24 protein-coding genes are annotated in these 22725 nt (G+C 59.5%); 10 read left to right on the top strand and 14 right to left on the bottom strand.

Annotation, left to right across the window (positions count from 1 at the left end):
* The first annotated feature begins 19 nt into the window (after nucleotides 1-19).
* Nucleotides 20-1087 carry an HlyD family secretion protein gene (locus BTE54_RS23220; RefSeq protein ID WP_065654811.1) on the top strand — a complete coding sequence of 356 codons (1068 nt, stop codon included), beginning with the start codon at nucleotides 20-22 and terminating at the stop codon, nucleotides 1085-1087.
* Between the two features lie 267 nt (nucleotides 1088-1354).
* Here the strand turns inward: BTE54_RS23220 and rplI are convergent, their stop codons facing one another.
* From rplI to BTE54_RS23175, 7 genes are all read right to left on the bottom strand, one after another.
* Nucleotides 1355-1930: a 50S ribosomal protein L9 gene (rplI, locus tag BTE54_RS23210; RefSeq protein WP_003520720.1), complete on the bottom strand. Its 576-nt coding sequence runs from the start codon at nucleotides 1928-1930 to the stop codon at nucleotides 1355-1357.
* A gap of 14 nt (nucleotides 1931-1944) precedes the next feature.
* Nucleotides 1945-2919 (bottom strand): DUF2232 domain-containing protein, encoded by a 975-nt coding sequence (locus tag BTE54_RS23205; RefSeq protein WP_078054096.1) that lies wholly within the window; start codon nucleotides 2917-2919, stop codon nucleotides 1945-1947.
* Nucleotides 2920-3064: 145 nt separating this feature from the next.
* Complete coding sequence (gene rpsR / locus BTE54_RS23200; RefSeq protein ID WP_003502063.1) at nucleotides 3065-3313, bottom strand: 30S ribosomal protein S18; 249 nt, start codon at nucleotides 3311-3313, stop codon at nucleotides 3065-3067.
* Nucleotides 3314-3329: 16 nt separating this feature from the next.
* A complete protein-coding gene (gene rpsF, locus BTE54_RS23195; RefSeq protein ID WP_003520723.1) occupies nucleotides 3330-3791 on the bottom strand; it encodes a 30S ribosomal protein S6 in 462 nt (153 codons plus the stop codon).
* A gap of 342 nt (nucleotides 3792-4133) precedes the next feature.
* The gene (locus BTE54_RS23185; RefSeq protein WP_065654090.1) at nucleotides 4134-4697 is read right to left on the bottom strand and encodes a hypothetical protein; all 564 of its coding nucleotides are present in this window, start codon (nucleotides 4695-4697) and stop codon (nucleotides 4134-4136) included.
* Nucleotides 4698-4709: 12 nt separating this feature from the next.
* A complete protein-coding gene (locus BTE54_RS23180; RefSeq protein ID WP_065654089.1) occupies nucleotides 4710-5036 on the bottom strand; it encodes a hypothetical protein in 327 nt (108 codons plus the stop codon).
* Between the two features lie 136 nt (nucleotides 5037-5172).
* On the bottom strand, nucleotides 5173-6216 hold the full coding sequence (locus tag BTE54_RS23175; protein ID WP_078054095.1) for an aldo/keto reductase: 1044 nt from the start codon (nucleotides 6214-6216) through the stop codon (nucleotides 5173-5175).
* 224 nt (nucleotides 6217-6440) lie between these two features.
* On the opposite strand from BTE54_RS23175, the gene fabD reads away from it, so the two are divergent.
* From fabD to BTE54_RS23125, 9 genes are all read left to right on the top strand, one after another.
* Nucleotides 6441-7385, top strand: a complete 945-nt coding sequence (fabD, locus tag BTE54_RS23170; RefSeq protein ID WP_065654087.1) for an ACP S-malonyltransferase — start codon at nucleotides 6441-6443, stop codon at nucleotides 7383-7385.
* An 83-nt stretch (nucleotides 7386-7468) separates the two neighbouring features.
* Nucleotides 7469-8206 carry a 3-oxoacyl-[acyl-carrier-protein] reductase gene (gene fabG / locus BTE54_RS23165; RefSeq protein WP_003520726.1) on the top strand — a complete coding sequence of 246 codons (738 nt, stop codon included), beginning with the start codon at nucleotides 7469-7471 and terminating at the stop codon, nucleotides 8204-8206.
* 349 nt (nucleotides 8207-8555) lie between these two features.
* Entirely contained in the window at nucleotides 8556-8792 is a 237-nt protein-coding gene (locus BTE54_RS23160) for an acyl carrier protein (protein ID WP_003502080.1), read from the top strand.
* Between the two features lie 249 nt (nucleotides 8793-9041).
* Complete coding sequence (gene fabF / locus BTE54_RS23155; protein WP_003520727.1) at nucleotides 9042-10304, top strand: beta-ketoacyl-ACP synthase II; 1263 nt, start codon at nucleotides 9042-9044, stop codon at nucleotides 10302-10304.
* A 329-nt stretch (nucleotides 10305-10633) separates the two neighbouring features.
* Complete coding sequence (gene mltG / locus BTE54_RS23145) at nucleotides 10634-11854, top strand: endolytic transglycosylase MltG (protein ID WP_065654086.1); 1221 nt, start codon at nucleotides 10634-10636, stop codon at nucleotides 11852-11854.
* Nucleotides 11855-11922: 68 nt separating this feature from the next.
* Complete coding sequence (locus tag BTE54_RS23140; protein ID WP_065654810.1) at nucleotides 11923-12810, top strand: YicC/YloC family endoribonuclease; 888 nt, start codon at nucleotides 11923-11925, stop codon at nucleotides 12808-12810.
* A 5-nt stretch (nucleotides 12811-12815) separates the two neighbouring features.
* Nucleotides 12816-13478 (top strand): guanylate kinase, encoded by a 663-nt coding sequence (gene gmk, locus BTE54_RS23135; RefSeq protein WP_065654085.1) that lies wholly within the window; start codon nucleotides 12816-12818, stop codon nucleotides 13476-13478.
* Between the two features lie 93 nt (nucleotides 13479-13571).
* Nucleotides 13572-13805: a type II toxin-antitoxin system VapB family antitoxin gene (gene vapB / locus BTE54_RS23130; RefSeq protein ID WP_031233980.1), complete on the top strand. Its 234-nt coding sequence runs from the start codon at nucleotides 13572-13574 to the stop codon at nucleotides 13803-13805.
* Nucleotides 13805-14203 carry a type II toxin-antitoxin system VapC family toxin gene (locus BTE54_RS23125; RefSeq protein WP_020810687.1) on the top strand — a complete coding sequence of 133 codons (399 nt, stop codon included), beginning with the start codon at nucleotides 13805-13807 and terminating at the stop codon, nucleotides 14201-14203. Before vapB ends, BTE54_RS23125 begins: the two co-directional genes overlap by 1 nt.
* 32 nt (nucleotides 14204-14235) lie before the next feature.
* Here BTE54_RS23125 and BTE54_RS23120 read toward each other — a convergent pair whose 3' ends face one another.
* From BTE54_RS23120 to BTE54_RS23090, 7 genes are all read right to left on the bottom strand, one after another.
* Nucleotides 14236-14886, bottom strand: coding sequence for an alpha/beta hydrolase (locus BTE54_RS23120; protein ID WP_065654084.1), 651 nt, complete (start codon nucleotides 14884-14886; stop codon nucleotides 14236-14238).
* A 73-nt stretch (nucleotides 14887-14959) separates the two neighbouring features.
* Nucleotides 14960-15790, bottom strand: coding sequence for a 16S rRNA (adenine(1518)-N(6)/adenine(1519)-N(6))-dimethyltransferase RsmA (rsmA, locus tag BTE54_RS23115; RefSeq protein ID WP_020810685.1), 831 nt, complete (start codon nucleotides 15788-15790; stop codon nucleotides 14960-14962).
* Nucleotides 15790-16812, bottom strand: coding sequence for a 4-hydroxythreonine-4-phosphate dehydrogenase PdxA (gene pdxA / locus BTE54_RS23110; protein ID WP_078054290.1), 1023 nt, complete (start codon nucleotides 16810-16812; stop codon nucleotides 15790-15792). The genes rsmA and pdxA overlap by 1 nt, the downstream gene beginning before the upstream one ends.
* Before the next feature lie 26 nt (nucleotides 16813-16838).
* Nucleotides 16839-17786 (bottom strand): peptidylprolyl isomerase, encoded by a 948-nt coding sequence (locus BTE54_RS23105; protein WP_003520739.1) that lies wholly within the window; start codon nucleotides 17784-17786, stop codon nucleotides 16839-16841.
* Nucleotides 17787-18082: 296 nt separating this feature from the next.
* On the bottom strand, nucleotides 18083-20464 hold the full coding sequence (locus BTE54_RS23100) for an LPS-assembly protein LptD (protein WP_065654082.1): 2382 nt from the start codon (nucleotides 20462-20464) through the stop codon (nucleotides 18083-18085).
* The gene (gene lptG / locus BTE54_RS23095) at nucleotides 20464-21552 is read right to left on the bottom strand and encodes an LPS export ABC transporter permease LptG (protein WP_078054093.1); all 1089 of its coding nucleotides are present in this window, start codon (nucleotides 21550-21552) and stop codon (nucleotides 20464-20466) included. Before lptG ends, BTE54_RS23100 begins: the two co-directional genes overlap by 1 nt.
* The gene (locus BTE54_RS23090; protein WP_078054092.1) at nucleotides 21549-22718 is read right to left on the bottom strand and encodes an LptF/LptG family permease; all 1170 of its coding nucleotides are present in this window, start codon (nucleotides 22716-22718) and stop codon (nucleotides 21549-21551) included. The genes lptG and BTE54_RS23090 overlap by 4 nt, the downstream gene beginning before the upstream one ends.
* Nucleotides 22719-22725 lie beyond the last annotated feature (7 nt).

Raw genomic sequence — 22725 nt, 5'->3', positions numbered from 1 at the left:
CCATTCCAAGAGTGACAAAATGCTGAAGAAGTTTTTTACCCCCGTTTCCATTCTCGTGCTGCTCGGCGGTCTCGCCGGCGTGGCGCTGGTGCTTTACGCCTGGCGGCTGCCGCCGTTCCTTTCCACCGTCGAAATGACCGACAACGCCTTCGTGCGCGGTTATGTCACGACGATGAGCCCGCAGGTGAGCGGCTATGTGGTGGACGTGCCGGTGAAGGATTATCAGGAGGTCAGCCAAGGCGCGCTGCTGGCGAAGATCGACGACCGCATCTACCGCCAGAAGCAGGCGCAGGCGGAAGCAACGCTCGATACGCAGAAGGCGGCTCTCGATAATTCCCGCCAGCAGGAAAATGCGGCCAATGCCAATATTCTTTCCAGCCAGGCGGCCGTCGACAGCGCGCAGGCCTCGCTGAAACAGGCGCAGCTCGCATCCGACCGTCAGGATAACCTCATCAAGAGCGGTGCGGGAACCTCCAGCCTTCAGGAAGAGGCCCATGCCGCACTCGAAAAGGCGCGGGCGTCGCTTTCGCAGGCCAAGGCGGCGCTTGAAGTTTCGCGGCAGGATCTGCAAACCATCATCGTCAACCGCAGCTCGCTGCAGGCGGCCGTCGCCAATGCTGAAGCGGCCGTCGAGCTTGCCCGGATCGACCTTGCCAATACCGAAATCCACGCGCCTGTGGATGGCAGGCTCGGCGAAGTCGGCGTCCGCACCGGCCAATATGTCACCGCCGGAACGCAACTGATGGCCGTCGTGCCGCATGATGTCTGGGTCATCGCCAATTTCAAGGAAACCCAGCTTGCGGGCATGCAGGTCGGCCAGCCGGTGACGATCGCCGTGGATGCGCTGCATCGCCGCAAGCTTACCGGCCATGTGGAACGGTTCTCGCCCGCCACCGGCTCAGAATTCGCCGTCATCAAGCCGGATAACGCGACGGGCAATTTCGTGAAGATCGCCCAGCGCCTCGGCGTGCGTATCGTGATCGATGCGGATCAGCCGCTGGCCGCGGATCTGTCGCCCGGCATGTCGGTGGTGGTGCATGTGGATAAGAGCAAGGCGCCTGAGGGAGCGGAGACGGCGGAGAAGTAGTAGGAAAGTTTGGTGGCTGCGGCTTCACCCCCCTCTGTCCTGCCGGACATCTCCCCCTCAAGGGGGGAGATCGGCAAGAGGCACTGCCACCACTTCATTCGCAAACGTTGAGATGGAAGAGACCTCGCCGCAGATCGATCTCCCCCCTTGAGGGGGAGATGCCCGGCAGGGCAGAGGGGGGTAAACTTCCCTGCAAACTCTCAGCGCGCAAACAAAAAACCCCGGATGTTTCCATCCGGGGTTTTCCTTTGACCGTTAAGCCAAATCTTATTCGTCGTCGCCGTCGCGATCGGCTTCCGGATCGAAGAAGTCTTCCGGACGCAGCGCGTCTTCGTCAACGCCGTAGATGGCGTCAGCGGAGGTGAGGCTTTCGCCCTTGGCCTGACGCTCTGCTTCTTCAGCCGAACGGGCAACGTTCAGCTCAACCTGAAGCTCGACTTCGGCATGCAGGTGAAGGGTAACGTTGTGCAGGCCGATGGTCTTGATCGGCGTGTTCAGTTCAACCTGGTTACGGCCGATGTTGAAGCCTTCTGCGCCGAGGATTTCAACGACGTCGCGAGCGGCGACAGAGCCGTAGAGCTGGCCGGTTTCGCCAGCCGAACGGACGACGATGAAGGACTTGCCTTCCAGGGCCTCGGCAACCTTCTGGGCTTCCGACTTGCGCTCGAGGTTACGGGCTTCGAGCGTTGCGCGCTCGGTTTCGAAACGTGCCTTGTTGGCAGCGTTGGCGCGCAGCGCCTTGCCCTGCGGCAGCAGGAAGTTACGGGCGTAGCCGTCGCGAACCTTTACGGTTTCGCCCATCTGGCCGAGCTTGTTGATGCGTTCGAGAAGAATGACGTCCATCTTCTTGATCCTTTCTATGGTTTGGTTTCGTTCGTATTGTCGGTTTTCCGCGTCGGAGTAAGAGAGATCGTGCTGCGCACGTCGCTCAGGCCGAACACGAGAATGATGAACAGCGGAAAGACAAAGACCGCCGAGAGATATGCGAGAATGAGAACCGGCAGCCGCCAGTCCTTGCCGCGGGCGCGCTTGTGCAGCGAGGCGTAACCCGCCATCAGAAAGCCCGCGCCGAAGGTGCCGCAGATGACCGCGCCGACCATGGCCGCGACGCCGCCGAGGAACATGGCGACAATGCCGGCCAGAAAAATGAAGATGGCGTTGCGGTGCATGCGCAGCGCGGAAGCGATATCCTCACGCGGGCGAAGGCCCTTGCCGAAGGAGCCGACCACCCGGGTCGCGAAATAATAGGCCGCAAACAGAAGGATGACCCACAGGCCGCCCTGCACGATCGGCAGCATCAGCACCAGCAGCGATTTCGTCTGGGCGAGCGCCTCGGCATTGGGTTCGAACAGCGGTTCGCGGTTCTGCACCGAGGTCATCATGATATCGACCATGCGGGCGACCAGATCGGGGCCGTAACCGATCATCCAGCCGAGAATGACGACAGCGATGGAGACCAGAAAGCACAGGTGCAGGACGATGCCGGAGAGCGGATACCAGGCGAGAAGATCGTCCGGGCCGCCGAGTTCGGAGGCCGGGCGTGCCAGATTGGCGAGATGCGAAAGCCAGCCCGCCGGGATCAGCGTGAAGATAGCAATGGTCAGCGCAAACAGCGGCGACATGACGAGAGCGCCGATGATGGCCGTGGTGATGATCGCGACGATGGCGGCGCGATTGCCCCAGCCCATGCCTGCGATCAGGATCGGCATGGCGGAACCGGCATAGAGCAGGAAGGAAAAGGACGACTGTGCCGTTGCGCCAAGCGTCAAAAACGCGGCGCATATGCCGGCGAGAACGCCGGTTATCAGCACTGTCTGGTTCAACTTTTGCACTTCGCTGTCCTGCTGAAACGAAAGCAGTTAGAGGATCGCTCCCTGGAGCCTCATCCCCAACATGGGTTTTATGGTATCGATCCGCGCCCAACGCGGAAGGATGAGGACCCTCTGGTTTGGGACCAGAGGGTCTTCGTTTAGTGTATTACGCTACGACGTAGGGCAGCAGGCCGAGGAAACGGGCGCGCTTGATCGCCTGGGCGAGTTCGCGCTGCTTCTTCTGGGAAACGGCCGTGATGCGGGACGGAACGATCTTGCCGCGCTCGGAAATGTAGCGCTGCAGCAGACGTACGTCCTTGTAGTCGATCTTCGGAGCGTTTGCGCCGGAGAAGGGGCACGTCTTGCGACGGCGGTGGAAAGGGCGGCGTGCCTGGGAAGAGGATGCGTCAGCCATTGGTCAAAACTCCTTCTTATGCACGGTCTTCGCGCGGACGGCGCGGACGGTCTTCGCGGTCGCCGAAGCCACCTTCGCGCGGCGCGCGCGGGCCACGATCTTCACGCGGGCCACGGTCCGGACGGTCGCCATCGCGGCGCGGACGGTCATCACGGTCGCGCTTCTGCATCATTGCGGACGGGCCTTCTTCGTGGGCTTCGACGGCGATGGTCATGTAGCGAAGAACGTCTTCGTTGATGCGCATCTGGCGCTCGACTTCATGAATGGCGGCCGCCGGAGCGTCGATGTCCATGAGAGCGTAGTGAGCCTTGCGGTTCTTCTTGATGCGGTAGGTGAGGGACTTCAGACCCCAGTTCTCGATGCGTCCGACTTTGCCGCCGAACGATTCGATAACGCCCTTGTACTGCTCGACAAGTGCGTCGACCTGCTGGGCAGAAATATCCTGCCGGGCAAGGAAGATGTGTTCGTAAAGAGCCATTTAAGCTTTGCCTTTCTTGCGTTTCGTCCTTCACCCGGCAACGGCGCTAAGCCTCAACGACTGCTCTTGGGTAAGGCGGTAAGGCCTTAAAGCAAGAAAAGCGTTGTTCGAGACGGTCGAGAGCGGAGACACGGGAGGCCGGAAAAACCTTATGGTTCCTGCTGTTCCGTTACCGGAACCAGCCCTCCGTTCAGCCACCAGCCAATTGGACCGGGTGTTGTGAACAGCGCGCTTATACGGATTTTTGCCCGGAATGCAAGGGCCTTTGCCCACAGGGGGAAGTTTGAGACTGGAAAGCCGCGCGGCAGCGAAGGATTTGCCGTGCGGCCTGCATCGTTTCTATCACGCGTATGCGCCGTCTGATTCGATCGGATCGTTCCCAAGCCGTTGTCGCGTCGTGTTTGTGCGAACGATTTCGGCGACCCGGTTGAATACCGTTGCTTCCCTGTGCTCACTCACCATTGACGATACAACGAACTGTTTGAACTGTTTCGATGTTTCCGGCCAGCGCAGCATGACGATGAAAAGTGCTGAACTCATGGCTGTTTCAATATCATCCATGACGTCCGGCCGTTCTATACGCAGTTTGGAGACGGCGTCTTCGAAACCGCTGCTCTTGGTAGACCGAGGCTTGGTGGTCAGAAGTGCGCACATTTTTATCGCGAGCTCGCGATCATTCAGCGCATTCGTGACAGAAATCATCGAACGCTTTATTTTTTCGGGTACGGCCTCGTGGGCAATAATTCTGTCCATCGCGTCGTAATGCGAGAGCATTGCCTTACGTGTTTCCTGAAGATCGCGGAGCCGTTCCCTATGCTGGGCGATCCGGCGCTTGTAACTCCACGCAACCAGAATCCCCACAAGGAAAGCGGCGAGGGGCGCTACAGTCATTTGTAAATCGAACATTGTTGCCACCTCCTATCTTCTTGCCCTTGGTACGGAAGAGGCGATCTGCCCCTGCGGTTTCATTTTCTTCCCATATGCTTTCGCAAGGCTTGCAGCTCTGGTCACTTCAAGTTTGTCCAGATCGTGCTTGGCCATCGCAACAGCATGTTTCTCACTTCGCTCCTGCCTTACAATATACATGATATAAAGCGCCATGGGCATACCGCAAGCAAGCCACTCGTTCACTTTCATGTAGACCAGAGCGATAGCCACTGTGGAAAGACCGAAAAGCAGAAGCGCTTCGGAGTTTTTACCAAGACCTTTAACAATCCGGCCGAATAAACCAGAGAATGGTAACATAGATGTGAAATATTTCTTTATTAAATTACTGATCTTAATTTGAGTAAACGATATATTGTATTGTCGCGAAAAAGTCTATGGCGTCATTAGGCAAGCGCCCCAAAAGAAGCGCTTGCGATAGTCCATAGGCTCGATATTAGATCGCCATCGGATATTGCCGATGGATCGCGGCAATACCCGTCAGCACCTCGTCCGACAATGTTACATCCGCAGCCGCAATATCCACCTTCAACTGTTCCATCGTCGTCGCGCCGATGATGGCCGAGGCCATGAAGGGGCGGGTGAGGCAGAAGGCGATGGCGAGCTTTGCCGGATCGATTCCATGCTGCGCGGCAAGCTCCAGATAGGCCTTGACGGGCGCTTCCTGAAGCGGCTGCAGGCGGCCGCCGAGGTCTCTGTTGATGGTGCCGCGCGATCCCGCCGGGCGCGCGCCGTTCTGGTATTTACCGGTGAGCAGACCTGCCGCCAGCGGCGAATAGGCGAGCAGGCCGACGTCCTCGTGATGGGCGACTTCCGCCATGTCGAGATCGAAGCTGCGGTAGAGCAGGTTATATTCATTCTGAATGGTGGCGACGCGCGGCAGGCCGTTGGCCTCGGCAATGTCGATATATTTCTGCGTGCCCCAGGCGCTCTCGTTGGAAAGGCCGATGGCGCGGATCTTGCCGGCCTTCACCAGTTCGCCGAGCGTTTCAAGCTTTTCGGTGATTTCGGCAAGCGTGCGCTGCTTTTCCTGGCCGGAGGCGTCGAAGCTCCAGACGCCGCGGAAATGATAGGTGCCGCGGTTCGGCCAGTGAATCTGGTAGAGGTCGATGTAATCGGTCTTCAGGCGCTTGAGGCTGGTATCCACCGCCTCGCGGATGGCGGCGGCGTCGATATCGCGGCCGCCGCGAATATAATCGCGTCCCGAACCGGCGACCTTGGTGGCGAGCACGACCTGATCTCGCTTGCCGGTCTTTTCGAACCATGTGCCGATGTAATCTTCCGTCCTGCCCTGGGTCTCGGCGGAAACGGGGGTGGTGGGGTAAAGTTCTGCCGTATCGAAGAAATTGACACCGTTTTCGACGGCGTAATCCATCTGCGCATGCGCGTCGGCTTCGGAGTTCTGCGTGCCCCACGTCATCGTGCCGAGGCAGATTTCAGACACGGAAATATCCGTGCGGCCCAATAGTCTCTGTTTCATGGAAATGTCCCGGTGCTTGGCCAGATAGTTTGGAAGGTGGTGTGAAAGTAATGGGGAATTGCCGCAGTGCAAGAAAAAATATGATGAAAGATAAGGGGAAAACAGGACGGCAAAACCCCTGACATAGGCCTGCGATGGGGCTTCAAGCCTTGACTTCGCTGGCGGGAATGTGAATGGAAGTCCGAAAGAATAAAGGCAAGGCCAGACAAGAAGGACGACATCCCATGGGTATTGCATTCACATTTCCCGGACAGGGAAGCCAGGCCGTCGGCATGGGCAAGGAGCTGGCGGATACCTATCCGGAAGCGCGCGCCGTGTTTCAGGAAGTCGACGAGGCGCTCGACCAGAAGCTTTCCGATATCATGTGGAACGGCCCGGAAGAGACGCTGACGCTGACCGCCAACGCCCAGCCGGCGCTTATGGCGGTGTCCATGGCGGTCATGCGGGTTCTCGAAGCGCGCGGCTTCAAACTGTCCGATACGGTTTCTTATGTCGCGGGCCACTCGCTCGGCGAATATTCAGCGCTCTGTGCCGCCGGCACCTTTTCGGTTGCCGATACTGCCCGTCTTCTGCGCATCCGCGGCAACGCCATGCAGGCCGCCGTGCCGGTGGGCGAGGGCGCCATGGCGGCGATCATCGGGCTTGAGCATGACGCTGTTTCGGCAATTTGCGAAGAGGCGGCCATTCTCGGCATCTGCCAGATCGCCAATGACAATGGCGGCGGTCAGCTCGTCATCTCCGGCGGCAAGGCCGCCGTCGAGAAGGCTGCGGCGATCGCTTCCGAAAAGGGCGCCAAGCGCGCCATCATGCTGCCGGTTTCCGCACCCTTCCACTCCGCGCTGATGGCGCCGGCGGCGGAAGCCATGCGCGAGGCGCTGGCGGCCGTCGAAAAGCACAACCCGGTCGTGCCGGTCATCGCCAATGTGCGCGCCGCCCCCGTTTCCGATGCCAATGAGATCGCCGCCCTGCTGGTCGAGCAGGTGACGGGTCAGGTGCGCTGGCGCGAGACGGTGGAATGGTTCGCCGCCAACAATGTCACGCAGCTTTACGAGATCGGCTCCGGCAAGGTGCTGACGGGCCTTGCCCGCCGCATCGACAAGACGGTGAACGGCGTTGCCGTCAACGGTGCTGCCGATATCGACCAGCTTCTTGCCACCCTCATCGGCTGACACGGGATACTCCGGCTGCCGCATTCATCGCGCGCAACTGCGCTGAACATTTTCAGTCCGAAGCTCTAAAGAAGGAATAGGACATGTTTGATCTGACAGGCCGCAAGGCTCTCGTAACCGGCGCGACCGGCGGCATCGGCGAAGAAATCGCCCGCCTTTTGCACAGCCAGGGCGCAACTGTGGGCCTGCACGGTACCCGCGTTGAAAAGCTCGAAGCGCTGGCGGCGGAACTTGGCGAGCGCGTCAAGATTTTCCCGGCCAACCTTGCCGACCGCGCCGAAGTAAAGGCGCTCGGCGAAAAGGCCGAAGCCGAACTGGAAGGCGTCGATATCCTCGTCAACAATGCCGGTATCACCAAGGACGGCCTCTTCGTGCGCATGAGCGACGAGGACTGGGACAACGTCATCGAAGTGAACCTGACGGCGATGTTCCGCCTGACGCGCGAGCTGACGCATCCGATGATGCGCCGCCGTTTCGGCCGCATCATCAACATCACCTCCATCGTCGGCGTTACCGGCAATCCCGGTCAGGCCAACTACTGCGCCTCCAAGGCCGGCATGATCGGTTTTTCGAAGTCGTTGGCCCAGGAAATCGCCACCCGCAACGTCACCGTCAACTGCGTGGCTCCGGGCTTTATCGAAAGCGCGATGACCGGCAAGCTGAACGACAAGCAGAAAGACGCCATCATGGGCGCCATTCCCATGAAACGCATGGGAACCGGTGCTGAGGTCGCCTCGGCCGTTCTTTACCTTGCCTCCAACGAGGCGGGCTACATGACCGGCCAGACCCTGCACGTCAACGGCGGCATGGCGATGATCTGACGGCACTTGTGACCGTCATAAAAGGATTGCGGCGCTGTTTAAGCACCTTCTTGGGTAGCTGGCGCCGCAAGGCCCCGCCGGCTGGTTTTCGGCGAAATTGCCTGTCATACGCTGTGCTTAGCGCGTTTTCAGGCTTTTCGACCGATTGAAACCATGTTAAGCGGGCCAAGACTGTGAACAGTCGTCCCGGAGAGACAGGAAGCCGTTGCGATTTTGCGTGACGATGTCTAGCTTGGACCGGGTTGAACGGGTTTGCCAGCAGTGCCGGATTTGAACGGCGCATGAGGGCTTCTAACAGGGCAGGGTGCCGCAAGGCATTCCCTTCAAAATAAAGGTCGAGGAAACCGACATGAGCGATATCGCAGAACGCGTAAAGAAAATTGTAATTGATCATCTTGGCGTTGACGCCGACAAGGTTGTCGAAGGCGCCAGCTTCATTGACGATCTGGGCGCTGATTCGCTCGACACCGTTGAACTGGTCATGGCTTTCGAAGAAGAATTCGGCGTTGAAATCCCCGACGACGCAGCTGACTCGATCCTGACCGTCGGCGACGCCGTAAAGTTCATCGAGAAGGCCCAGGCCTGATCGACCTTGATGGGGGAGGTGCAATATCCTCCCGTCCTTGGCCCGGCTCGTCCGGGCCAATGTTTTATAGGCAGACGGTAACATGCCCGCGGGTGGTGCGTGTTCCGGGCAATGCATGGGGTCAAGGGCCGGAAACGGCTTCCACAACCGTCATGCTGAGATTTGAAATACTGCAGCATCCGATGAACATCTCCTGATGTCCGGCGTTGCATGAAGACCGATGATTTGGATAAGGGCGGAGCATTGGCGATGAGGCGTGTCGTTATCACCGGTACCGGCATGGTATCTCCTCTTGGATGTGGGACGGAAGTGACCTGGGAGCGGCTGCTGGCCGGCCAGAACGGCGCCCGTCTCGTGACTGAATTCGAAGTCGAAGACCTTCCGGCAAAGATCGCCTGCCGTATTCCCGTGGGCGATGGTTCCAACGGCACCTTCAATGCCGACGACTGGATGGAACCCAAGGAACAGCGCAAGATCGATCCTTTCATCCTGTACGGCATGGCTGCCGCCGACATGGCGCTTGCCGACGCGGACTGGCATCCGGAAACGGACGAGGACCAGATCGCCACCGGCGTTCTGATCGGCTCCGGCATCGGCGGCCTGGAGGGCATTGTCGAGGCGGGCTATACGCTGCGCGACAAGGGCCCTCGGCGCATTTCTCCATTCTTCATTCCCGGCCGCCTGATCAACCTCGTATCCGGTCAGGTTTCCATCCGCCACAAGCTGCGCGGACCGAACCATGCGGTGGTGACGGCCTGCTCGACCGGCGCGCACGCCATTGGCGACGCCGCCCGTCTGATCGCGCTCGGCGATGCCGACGTCATGGTCGCCGGTGGCGCCGAATCGCCGGTCTGCCGCATCGCGCTTGCCGGCTTCGCCGCCTGCAAGGCGCTCTCCACCCAGCACAATGACAATCCGGAAAAGGCCTCGCGTCCCTATGATCGCGACCGTGACGGTTTCGTCATGGGTGAAGGTGCGGGCATCGTCGTTCTGGAAGAGCTGGAACATGCCAAGGCGCGCGGTGCGAAGATTTATGCGGAAGTCGTTGGTTACGGCCTTTCGGGCGATGCCTATCACATCACCGCACCGTCCGAGGACGGTGAAGGCGCCTATCGGTGCATGTCGATGGCGCTGAAGCGTGCAGGTCTCACGCCTGACGATATCGACTACATCAACGCCCATGGCACCTCGACCATGGCCGATACGATCGAGCTTGGCGCGGTCGAGCGGCTTGTCGGCGAATCGGCCTCGAAGATTTCCATGTCTTCCACCAAGTCGGCCACCGGCCATCTTCTCGGTGCGGCAGGCGCTATCGAGGCAATCTTCGCGACGCTTGCGATCCGCGATAACATCGTTCCGCCGACGCTGAACCTCGACAATCCCGATGTGGAGACGAAGATCGATCTCGTGCCGCACAAGGCGCGCAAGCGGCAGGTCGATGTGGCGCTCTCGAACTCCTTCGGCTTCGGCGGCACCAACGCCTCCCTCGTGCTGCGTCGTTACGAAGCATAATTGCGGCGGCGGCTCTGCCGCCGCTGGCGCCCTCCCACCGGGTGCTAACAAAGGACGTTCTTTCCTTTGAAGAACGCATTGCGGCTTGCGAAAGCCATTCCGGTTTTCGCGCCGATATTGTAGTCGTTTATGGGAAGCGTTTGCCGGTTCGGGGTAATTTCCGGCCGCAAGCTGCTTCCTCCATCGGCTTTGTCCGAAACGATGTTCGTGAAGCGGAATAGCAAGGCTTCACGATATCTCTATGTGGTGCAGGAAGACATTCCGAACCTGTTTTTGCCGCATTACCTGCGCAAAAAGCGCTGACAACGCCGAACTGAAAAGGACCGACGGTGAGCGACACGAACCAGAACAGCCAGGGACAATACGGACAGAACGGCGCGGGCGAAGGCAATCGTGGCCCGATCATTCCGAAATCCCCGACGGAAGCCCTGCGGCCGGAAAAAGTGCCGGCTCCGCCCAAGCGCTCCCGCAAGGCCCATGGCCAGCTTGTGATCTTTCTGAATTTTCTGATGACGCTCGCGGTTGCCGTCTGTGTGCTGGCCATTGCCGCTTTCTATTACATGATCGATGCGTTTCAGGAGCCCGGTCCGCTTCAGACGAACACGCATTTCACGGTGCGCAACGGCGCCGGTATTATCGAGATCGCCAATAATCTCGAGCGTAACGAGGTCATCTCCAACGCCCGTGTCTTCCGCCTGATGACCGGCAGCTACCTGCAAAAGGACCAGACGCTGAAGGCCGGCGAATATGAGATCAAGGCCGGCGCATCGATGAAGGACATCATGATGCTGCTGGAGTCCGGCAAGTCGATCCTTTATTCCGTGTCGCTGCCGGAAGGCCTGACCGTGAAGCAGATGTTCGCGCGCCTTGGAGCGGATGAAGTGCTGGACGGCGAACTGCCCTCGGCCCTGCCGCCGGAAGGCAGCCTGCGCCCCGATACCTACCGCTTCACCCGCGGCACCAAGCGCGAAGAAATCATCAATCAGATGAGCGCGGCGCAGGACAAGCTGATCAATATGATCTGGGAACGGCGCGATCCGGACCTTCCGATCAAGACCATCGAGGAATTCGTGACGCTCGCCTCGATTGTCGAGAAGGAAACCGGCAAGGATGATGAGCGCGCCCATGTCGCTTCCGTGTTCTACAACCGTCTGAAGAAGGGCATGCGCCTGCAATCCGACCCGACGATCATCTACGGCCTGTTCGGTGGCGATGGCAAACCGTCGGACCGTCCGATCTACCAGTCGGACCTGCAGAAGCAGACGCCGTTCAACACCTATGTCATCAAGGGCCTGCCGCCGTCGCCCATCGCCAATCCGGGTCGGGCGGCGCTTGAGGCCGTGGCCAATCCATGGCGCACGGATGACCTTTATTTCGTTGCCGATGGCACCGGCGGCCATGTGTTTGCAAAGACGCTTGAAGAACATAACGCCAATGTGCGCCGCTGGCGCAAGATAGAGGCCGAAAAGGCGGCCTCCGGCGCCAATCCCGAGGTTGTCGTGGATGGCCAGCCGGGCGGGGCCGAGGCGGAAAAGCCGGCCAACAATTGAAAATCCTGACCGGGCCCTGCGATCCGCACGGGCCCGGTTTTGCACAGCATGACGGGGGGCTTCCAGATATGACATTGCAATCGATGACCGGCTTCGCACGCAGCGAAGGAACCTCCGGCCGTTACCGCTGGGCGTGGGAATTGCGCTCGGTGAACGGCAAGGGGCTCGATGTGCGCCTGCGTCTGCCGACCGGTCTTGAAGCGCTGGAAACGGCCCTGCGCGAAATCGCAGGCGAGCATCTTTCCCGCGGCAATATCCAGGCGGGCCTGACGCTGGCGATTGCGGAAAACCGGCTGGAGGCGGTGATCAACCGCGATGCTCTGGCGGCGGTTCTGGCGCTGAAGAAGGAGCTTGGCGACGTCGTGGAAGATAAGCCGCTGAGCTTCGACACGCTGCTTACGCTGCGCGGGCTCGTCGATTTTCGCGAGGCGGAAGATGACGCGGAGGCGCAGGCCGCACGCAACGGCGATGTTCTTGCCGGCTTCGCCGCCGCCGTCGAGAAGCTGAAGGATATGCGCGAACGGGAAGGGGCGTCGCTGTTTGCGATCCTGTCCGGTCATGTCAACCGGATCGAGCAGCTCGCGGACATCATTGAAGGCGATCCTTCCCGCCAACCGGAACAGATCGCGGCACGGCTCGCCCAGCAGATCGCCCTCATCGGCGACGGCTTGCATGGTCTCGACCGTGACCGGCTGCATGCCGAGGCGGCGCTGCTCGCCACCAAGGCGGATCTGCGCGAAGAGATCGACCGGCTGCACGCCCATGTTCAGGCGTCGCGGGAGCTTTTGGCCAATGGCGGACCGGTAGGACGCAAGCTCGATTTTCTTGCACAGGAATTTAACCGCGAGTCGAATACAATCTGTTCCAAATCGAACGCCAGTGCGGTAACCGCAGCAGGCATAGAGCTGAAAGTGGTGATCGACCAGTTCCGCGAGCAGGTCCAAAATCTGGAGTAGACCCCATGGTCCCGGTGAATAATTCTCCCGTCACGATTGCCCGCAGAGGGTTGATGCTGGTGATTTCTTCGCCATCGGGCGCGGGCAAATCGACGATTGCGCGCAACCTGCTCGACAAGGACAAGAATATCGGCCTGTCCGTCAGCGTCACGACGCGCCCGCGCCGCCAGAGCGAGATTGACGGCATCCACTACCATTTCATTTCCACGCGTGAATTCGAGCGCCTGCGGGATAGCGATGCGCTGCTGGAATGGGCAGAGGTTCACGGCAATTTTTACGGCACGCCGCGTGGGCCGGTGGAAGACGCCATGGCTGCTGGCCGCGACATGCTGTTCGATATCGACTGGCAGGGCGCCGAGCAGCTTCAGGACAAGATGAAGGCGGACGTCGTTTCGATCTTCATCCTGCCGCCGACCATGACCGAACTTCAATCGCGCCTGCATCGCCGCGCCGAAGACACCGAAGAGGTCATCAAGACCCGGCTCCTCAATTCCCGTGCCGAGATCGAACACTGGCGCGACTACGACTATGTCATCCTCAATGACGACCTGCAGGCCGCCTTCGAGGCCGTCGAAGCCATCGTGAAGGCCGAACGCGTCCGCCGCGACCGCCGCCACGGCATGTTCGATTTCGTGCGGGGGTTGCTCGAGGAAGAGCCGAAGCTCTGATGGAAGGCAGCGTCTGGCTACCGGCCCCAAAATCTTGAAATCGAAGCGGTTAGGCGTTATGTATATCCCAATAGGATATACGAGGCTCTGACAATGGCTACGTCAACGGTTTTTATAAGCAATCGCAGTCAAGCTGTAAGGCTACCGAAGGCCGTGGCTTTTCCTGATGACGTGCATAAGGTCGATGTTCTGAAGATCGGTCTTGCGCGTGTTATAGTGCCGCAGGGAAAGCGCTGGGACGACCTTTTTCTGACCGGCCCTCGTGCAACGGATGATTTTCTTTCCGTTCGCGAAGAGCCTGCATTGGATGAGCGCGAGCCCTTCTGATGCTCACATATATGCTCGATACCAATATATGCATCTATGTGATGAAGACTTATCCTCCGGAGCTGCGGGAGAAATTCAACGCCCTGGCAGATCAACTGTGTATTTCGAGCATCACACTTGGCGAGCTTTATTATGGTGCTGAAAAATCAGTCCGGCGTCAGGAAAACATCAACGCCATTGAAAATTTTACCGCGCGTTTGGACGTTCTGCCCTTCGCCGACAAAGGCGCCGCACATTACGGCCAGATCAGGGCCGAACTTGCCAAGGCTGGAACCCCGTGCGGCGTTCATGATATGCAGATTGGTGGTCATGCCCGTAGCGAGGGGCTGATCGTCGTAACCAATAATATGCGCGAGTTTGTCCGGATGCCTGGTTTGCGAGTTGAAAACTGGGTTTAGTCCTCGGCCTCGCCCTGCTCCAAAACGTTCGGCTAACCGATGGAAGAGGCTGCTGTTCTCTGGGCGATAGGTTCATTTGCCGCCCATTGGCGAGATAGCCGCTCGTCTGCGGAATCTTCAGCCCAGCCGTGGCCTGTCTCAACTGTCTGCAGAACAACATCCGCACCGGCCGATGCCAGTTGGTTGGCCAAATGCGGCGCGTCGGTGGGGTGACGCCTTTCGTCGTAGGCGCCGGCGAGCAGGAGTATGGGGTATCCTGAGAGGTTTGGGAGAGCCTGATCCGTTCTTGGAGAAAGCGGGCGAAGCAGAATGGCTCCCCTCGACAAATTCCGATTCAAGCATATGGTTTCAGTCGCTATGATCGCGCCGTTCGAATATCCAACGACAAGGGGTCTCTGCCCGGTCTCATGAAATACAAAGTCGATGAACTGGCAGAGGCTGGTCGCTCGATGTTTGAGGTCGTCAATATCAAGCTGTCTGTCTGGTTTTCTGCGAAAAAATGCGAAGCCATTTTCCCAGGGAACAGCGCCTCTCGGCGCGTATAAGACACCGTTAGGAAAGACGGTGCGGCCAAAAGAAATGAGATCGTCTTCCGTTCGTCCCGATCCATGCAGCAAGACAACCGCGCAGTCGGGCGTTTCAGCGGGAATGTCGAGCTTGTAATGAAAACCGGCACTCTCCACGCACTTCTTCCTTTATTCGCAGCCTCCACGAACCCGTGTCCCGCTACTCGGAATGGCACATTCCACGACGGATTTACAGGCAGTTCGCCAAAGTGACGAATTCCTCCACCGACAGCGTTTCCGCTCGCCGCGTGGGATCGATCCCCGCTTTTTCCAGAAGCGTTTCGCCGCCAAGGCTTTTCACGCTCTGGCGCAGCATCTTGCGACGCTGGCCGAAGGCGGCTTCCGTCACCTTTTCAAGCTTGGCGACATCGCAGGGCAGCGGCTTGTCCTTCGGCAGCAGGTGGACGACCGTGGAGGTTACCTTCGGCGGCGGGCTGAAGGCCTGTGGCGGAACGTCGAAGGCCATTTCGGAAACCGTTCGCCAGCCGGCGAGAACCCCCAGACGGCCATAATGGTTGTCGCCTTCTTCGGCCACGATGCGCTGGCCGACTTCCTTCTGGAACATCAGCGTCATGGAGAGCCAGAAGGGCGGCCATTGTTTCGGCAGCAGCCAGTTGACCAGCAATTGCGTGCCGACATTGTAGGGCAGGTTGGCGATGATCCGCACCGGTTCGCCGGCGGGAACCAGAGCCTCGAAATCGGTTTTGAGGGCGTCGCCCTCGATGACCTCGAGCCGTCCGGGATAATGGGCTTCGATTTCCGCCAGCGCCGGCAGGCAGCGGCTGTCGCGTTCGACGGCGATGACCTTTTTTGCCCCGAGCGACAGAATGGCGCGGGTGAGGCCGCCGGGACCGGGGCCGACCTCTATCACCGTCACGCCGTCTAGCGGTCCTGCTGTCCTTGCGATCTTCTGGGTGAGGTTGAGGTCGAACAGGAAGTTCTGGCCGAGCGACTTCTTCGCGTCGAGCCCGTGGCGCTGGATGACATCGCGCAGCGGCGGCAGTCCGTCGATGGCCGCCATTATGCGTTGGCCCGGCTGCGGAGGGAAATCTCCGCCGCCATCTTCAGCGCCGCCACGAGGCTCGCCTCATTGGCTATGCCCTGGCCGGCAATGCCGAAGGCGGTGCCATGGTCGGGCGAGGTGCGGATGAAGGGCAGGCCGAGCGTGACATTGACGGAATCGTCGAAGCCGAGCGCCTTGGCCGGAATGAGCGCCTGATCGTGATACATGCACACCGCCACGTCATAACGCTTGCGGGCAGCATCGTGGAACATGGTGTCGGCGGGAAGGGGGCCGAAGGCATCGATCCCGTCCTTCCGCAACCGCATGGTCGCCGGGTGAACGATATCGCGATCCTCGGTGCCGAGTGCGCCATCTTCACCCGCATGCGGGTTGAGGCCGGCAACCGCCAGACGCGGCGCCTCAATGCCGAATTTCTGCCGGAGATCGGCATCGATGATCCGGCAGGTCGTGACGATCAACTCTTCGGTGAGAGCGGCCGGCACGTCTTTCACGGGGATATGGATCGTCACCGGGACGACACGGACCTTGGGGCCGGCAATCATCATCACCGGGATGATGTGCTCGCCGGTCTGGCGCAGGGCAAGATCGGCGAGAAATTCCGTATGGCCGGGGAAGCCGAAACCCGCGTCGTATAGCACCGATTTCGCGATCGGATTGGTGACGACGGCCGCAGCCTTGCCCTCGACCGTGAGGGAAACGGCGGTCTCGATGGCCTTGATCGTCGCGTGCGCCGCTCCGACATGCGGCTGACCCGCCTGCACTTCGAAGCCGACAGGAAGGGGGAGGATGGGGAACGCCTGTTCGAACAGGGCGACGGCGCTTTCCGCATCGCAGGTCTCGATATTGACCGGTACGCCGATCAGCGCCGCACGGCTCGCCACCACATCGGGATCGCCGATGAAGATGAAGGGCGGCACGCCGTTCTCCCGGCGCTTAGCCCAGGCGGTGATGGCGATGTCGGGGCCGATACCGGCTGGATCTCCCTGTGTCAGGGCAAGCGGCAGGGATGCATATGTCACGGAAAGACCCGGCTCTCGTATCAATATCAGGTGTTGACGATCTGCGCCTTCTTGCGCAGCTCATCCATATATTTCTTTTCGTTCGGGTTTTCGCCGTCCTTGGCCTTCATCAGGTCTTCGGACTTGAACACCATTTCCGCCGCATAGTCGTCGGAAACTTGGCGCTGCTTGCAGATGGCCAGATATTCGACGCCCTTTTCGGTGACGCGGGTGCCGGTGGTGCCGCCTTCCTTGGTCTTCTCCACCAGCGCCTTCCAGTCTTCCGGCAGCTCCGGCGCCAGAATGCGGCCAAGGTCCTTGATCGCCACATCACGCATGGTCGCGGCGAAGCTCATGGCCTGGTCGCAGCCGGGGTAACGCTTGCGCGAGGCTTCAGCCTCGGCCTTGCGCTTGCCGGTAATGGCGTTGCGTTTCGATTCCGGGATAACGAAGATGACCTGCTGCAGGAAATATTCCGTGGTGACGGGCTTGTCGCCGCGTTCCTTCAGTCGGGTAACGAGATCCTGCGTCGACATCTTGCCACGTGCGCCATAACGGGCGTTGACAAGGCGCGGCCAGCTCATCTGAACGGCGATGAAGGCCTTGAAATGATCGGCTCCGACACCCGCCTGCGCAAGCACCTTCGTCAATTGCTGCGGGGTCATCTTGTTGTTGCCGGCAAAGCGTGCGAAGGCCGCATCGACATCGTCGGTGCTGACCGACATCTTAACGCGGCCGATTTCCTCGCGCTTCAACGCTTCGTCGACAAGCTGCTCACGCGCCTTTTCGTTGAGATTGCCGGACTGGCGCTGCAACTTGAGGAAGGCGACGCGCTTGGCAATATCGTCATTGGTGATGGGGGTCTTGTTGACGACGATCTTGACGGTGCTATCGGCGAAGGCCTGGCCGGCATAGGGCACAACGGCCATGGGAACGGCGAATATCGCAAAGGCGAAAGCAGCGCCACGCAAAGCCGTCTTTCCGAAATTCATCATATCCTTCTCCCTTTCGTCGGGCAGGGTGCTGTTGCCCTGTCCCGCCAATCTGTTTTGCCTGATGAGGGGAATATTGAACTCTCCCGCTTTTCAGACCTGCAACTGTGCATCGCACCGCGAATTTGCCACGTATATATCATCGCGATCCGCAAGACGGCAATGTGTCGGTTTGTTGAAAGAAAACCCGATAGGTTCCATGCGCGGCCGACATTGGCGTGTTGTTGCGGCGAAACCGTGGCTTTACTGGCCAAATGGTAAAAAGGCAGGTCACGATGCTGCGTAACCTGCCTCTAAACTCAGTAGTTGTTTGGCTTCCAGCCAATATCCATGTCGTTCCAGTCCTCATTGGCTGAACCGACGCTGATATCGCCGAGCGTACGGAAGGCCAGACGGGCATTGATCGACCAGTCATTGGCGGCCTGACGGCTGGAATTGATATTGCCTTCGTCGGAATAGCTGACCGTCAGGATCGTGCACTCATCCTGATAGGCAATGCCGATGCGGCGTTCGGCGGCAAACTTCCCGTTCAGATCGTAATTGATCGAACCGAACAGCGACCAGTTGTCGTCCATGCGCAGCGAACCGGACGCCTGGATGATATCGCGGTCTTCATTATAGCCGTATTTCGGCTGTGCCTTGACCTGCGTATAGCTGAGCTTGCCGGTAAGGCGACGGTCCGAATAGCTGATACCGGTTTCCGAGCGGTTGATGTCGAAATCGTCCTTGTCGAGACGCAGGCTCGACGACAGCGAAAGTCCGATCGGCGCATCGAAAGCGGCCATGGCGACGTAATCCGAACGGTCGGATTCGAGGCCCGAATTGGCGCCTGCATTGACGAGATCGTAGGAGGCGAAGGAATTGTCGCCCGCCAGATGGAAGGACTGGCCGGCAATGGCGCGAACGCCGTAGCCATTGTCGAACGTACCGTTATAGCGGAAGCCGATATTGGCGCGCGTGCCGCCCTCGATCCGGTCGAAACCGGAGAATTTGTCGCGTTCGAACAGGTTGGTCGCGTCGAAGACGAATGCCTGTGCATCCTCGTTCGGAAGGCGGCCGGCATATTGTTCGTTCGGGCGCACGAAAATCTGTGCGATTGGCTCAATCACGTGGCTGCTGTTGAGCGCCGTGAACAGCCAGGGATAACGCACTTCCAGACCACCGGTGACCATGCCGCGGAAAGCCGCGCCGTCATGCATCATGCCCTCATAGGCATAGGAGGTCCCACCCGAGGTGAAGGCTGCGGGAGACATGTCCGTCCAGAGCGCGTCGCCGCGCGCGGCAAGGATCGGCGTGATCTGCAGGCCGCTGTCCATCGTGAAGGTGCGCTTCCACTCGGCTTCGGTGGAAAGGCGCGTATAGTCACCCTCAAGCCCGCTGAAACGCGGATAACCGCCGAGCGCGTAAGCATCCTGCCGCAGGCGCGTGATGCTCGTCAGGTTGGTGGTCAGCGAAAGTTCGCCGCCATAAACCGGATCCGGCACGAAATAACGGTAGTCGACAACCGGGTGGACGATTGCCTGTTTGCGTTCCTTGGCCTCGGTATTGTCCGTATCCTGAACGTTGAAATAATAACCGCGGGCTTCGAAGCTGTTACGCTCGCTCGCACCGTTCAGATAAATCTGGTTGGTCTGAACGTCGTTTTTATAACCCTTCAGCCCGTAGGTGCGCGAAAAGTTATTGTCGGTCTGCACCATGGCATCCCAGCCGAACGCCCAGCGCGGGTTGATCGAGAAATCACCCTTGCTTGCGATCATGCCGCGATTGTCGTTGAGGGCGTCGCTGGTGCCGGCCGTGAAGGTTTCGGACTTCTGCTGGCTGATGCCCGCAATCGTGACCGTGTGCATGCCGGTTTCGAAGCGCTGGCGCAGTTCCGCCTGCAGCAGCAGACCCTGCGTCGTGTAATAGGTCGGCGTGACGGTCACGTCCGAGGTGTCGGACAGAACGTGGAAATAGGGGACACCGATACCGAAACCGAGATTGTCGGTAATGCTCATCTGCGGGAACAGGAAGCCGGATTTACGCTTCACCGTATTGTCCGGAACCGTAAGGAACGGCAGATAGGCGATCGAATGGCCGAAAAGCTGCAGGCGGGCCTTTTCCAAGCGCACCGTATGGGTCTTGCCGTCCTGAACGACGCGCTCGGCCTTGACCTGCCATAGCGGCGCCTTTTCGGGCCGCTCGGCGCAGGGCAGACACGCGGTGTAGACACCGTTGTTGAGCACCATCAGGTCGCCTTCGAGACGCTCGGCGCTTTCACCGGCAATACGGGTATTGTCCGTGGTCTCGACGCGCAGCGCATTGACGAAGCCCTGACCGAAATCGTCGGTCACGTCCATCTCGTCGGCATAGATCTTGTTGCCACCCGGCTCGATCAGTTCGATGTTGCCATGGGCGATCACGCGGCCGGTCTGCTGGTTATATTCCACTTGCTGGGCCACCATGCGGTAGCCCGAATATTTCATGCGAACCACGCCCTTCGCGATCACACGCTGGGAATCGCGATTATAGGTCAGTTCATTTGCTGTAAGCAGGAGTTTCGAATCGTCTTGGCTTGCCGACGCAAGCAAACCATCCTGGCCGATAGCGACCGGGCTGGATGCTAAATACGCGCACACAGCGGCACCTGTCAGAAGGGCCGTCCAAAGCCGCCTGATATTCCCGCGGTCATATACCGCCACTAGCCGTCCTCCTGATGAAGCAGAATGGTTGCCCCCAAAGCCAACGCCACGATGACTGGAACCCAGACCGCGACGGTGGGAGGGACAACGCCACCACTCCCGAATGCCCTTACGAGCACGGTTACTACATAAAGCACGAAGCCGGAAACGATTCCACCCAGAATCACGGAGCGCGATTGGGCGAAGCGGCTGAACTTTAATGAAACGGTCGCGGCGATCAAGGTCATCGCGACCAGAAGCAGGGGCGTCGATAGCAGGAAATGATACTGCGTCTCAAGCGCCTTCGAAGATAGTCCAAAGGACTTTGCAACTTCGATCTTGTGAGAAAGGTCAAAGAAAGCAACGGTTTCCGTCTGCGTCATGCGCTCCTGGACGAATTCCCGTCTCAGATTGGTACTGATCCGCGTGCTTTCTTGCCGAACTGGCACATGCCCGGCGCGCGTTTCCGAAACGCCGTTAAGAAGCCAGTAACCATCTTCCAATTTAGCCGACTTCGCATCCTTACGGGAGACGATGTTTCCGTCCTTGTCGATGTCGATCAGAACAACGTCGAGAAGCAGCGTTCCATTGTCCTCGAAGCTCTTGGCGCCGATGATCGTATCCTGGCCGCCGCTTGCCTGGCGCATCCACGGAATGATCTCCTGCTGGCGGCCGCCGCCCGCTTCGTTGCGCAGGCCGGCTTCCATCGCCAGCGATTTGTTCTGGCCCCATGCCGCGATGGGGTTGAGGATGGTGACCGACAGGATGCCGATGAAAACCGCGCCGAGCACGAAGGGAAGGATGAACTGCCAGGCGGAAATGCCGGCGGCGCGCGTCACCACCAGTTCGTAACGCCGGTTGAGCGAGATCAGCGTCGTCATGCCGACGAAAAGCGCGATGAAGGGCACGGTCTGTTGCAGGATCAGCGGCAGGCGAAGCGCCGTCAGGCCAAGGGCGGCCGGAACGGAATAGCCGGGCAGGCCGGACATGCGCCGTGCCGTTTCGCTGAAGTCGGCGAGGTAAATGATCGAGGATACACCGAGCAGGAACCAGATGGCGGTGATCAGATATCGCTTCAGGAAATACCGGGAGAGCGTGTTGAAAATCATGCGTTGCCGCTCCCAGAGCTTTTCGCCATCCGGCTAGAGAAGAGACGGCGCAGACGACCCATCGCATCGGCGATGATTTTCGGCATTTTCGGCTTGCGACCGGTCAGCAGAATGAAGGCGGCGGCCCCGCCGCTAAGGCCCGGAACGGCATAGACCAGCGGAATGAAGGCCGCGCTCTGCTTGATCTGATTGGTGACGTAAAAACCAAGCCACCGCAGCATGAAGGCCGTCACCAGTGCGGCGACCATCGGATGCAGGCGCGCTTCGCGGTGCGAACGGGCATCGGCGGCGATGACCAGCGAAATCAGCGCGAAGGAGAAGGCGAACATCCAGTCCGACAGGCGCTTGTGCAGCTCGCTGCGGAAGGCTTCCGGTGAGCGCTTGTAGCTCGCATTGTTCTCGTCGGGCGAGAGAAGGAAACCGAGGCTGGCATCGCCCGGAGAGAGCGACGGCTCGGAATCCTGCTTTTCCGACATGGTCGAAAGGTCGAAGGCGTAGGACAGGAACTTGACGATCGAGACCTTGCCGTCCGGCGTCTTCTGCTGCACTTCGCCGTCGCGCATGGTCAGCGACGTGCCGCTTTCATCGATCATGCCTTCCTTGGCATAATAGATGAGGTCGAAATTCGGATCGCGGCGGTCGGCGACGAACAGGCCCTTGAGGATACGGCCCTGTCGCTGGGCGATCTGCACGTAAAGACCGTCCTGAATGGTGCGGAAAGTCTTTTCTTCAATCACCGAGGACAGAAGGTCGGCATAGGCGGCGGCCACCATCTGCCGGGCGGAGCTGCGGGCGGGCGGCTCGATGAAATTGGTGATGGTGAAGGAAAGCGCGCTCAGAATGGCGGCCAGAATGAGAACCGGGCGATACATGATCGAACGGGGCGATCCGGCCGCATCGATGATGGCAAGCTCGGAATCGTTGTTCATCGTCGTGAAGATCTGGGTGATGCCGATCACCAGCGCGAAAGGCAGGACGACCGGGATCAGCGTCGGCAGGATCATCGTCGCGAGCGCCATGAAGGAACCCATCGACTGGCCGGTATCGGTGACGAGATTGATTCTCTGGAGAACCTGGATGGTCCAGATGATGGCCAGCACCGGCAGCAGCGCGACCAGAAACATCTGCGTTGTCCGCCGCAGGATATAGTTCTCGAGAAGCTTCATACGGCCC

It is taken from the genome of Agrobacterium sp. YIC 4121 (assembly GCF_002008205.1).
Classification (GTDB): domain Bacteria; phylum Pseudomonadota; class Alphaproteobacteria; order Rhizobiales; family Rhizobiaceae; genus Agrobacterium; species Agrobacterium leguminum.
Note: the sequence above shows the minus strand (reverse complement) of the source record. Positions and strands in the feature narration are given on the sequence as shown.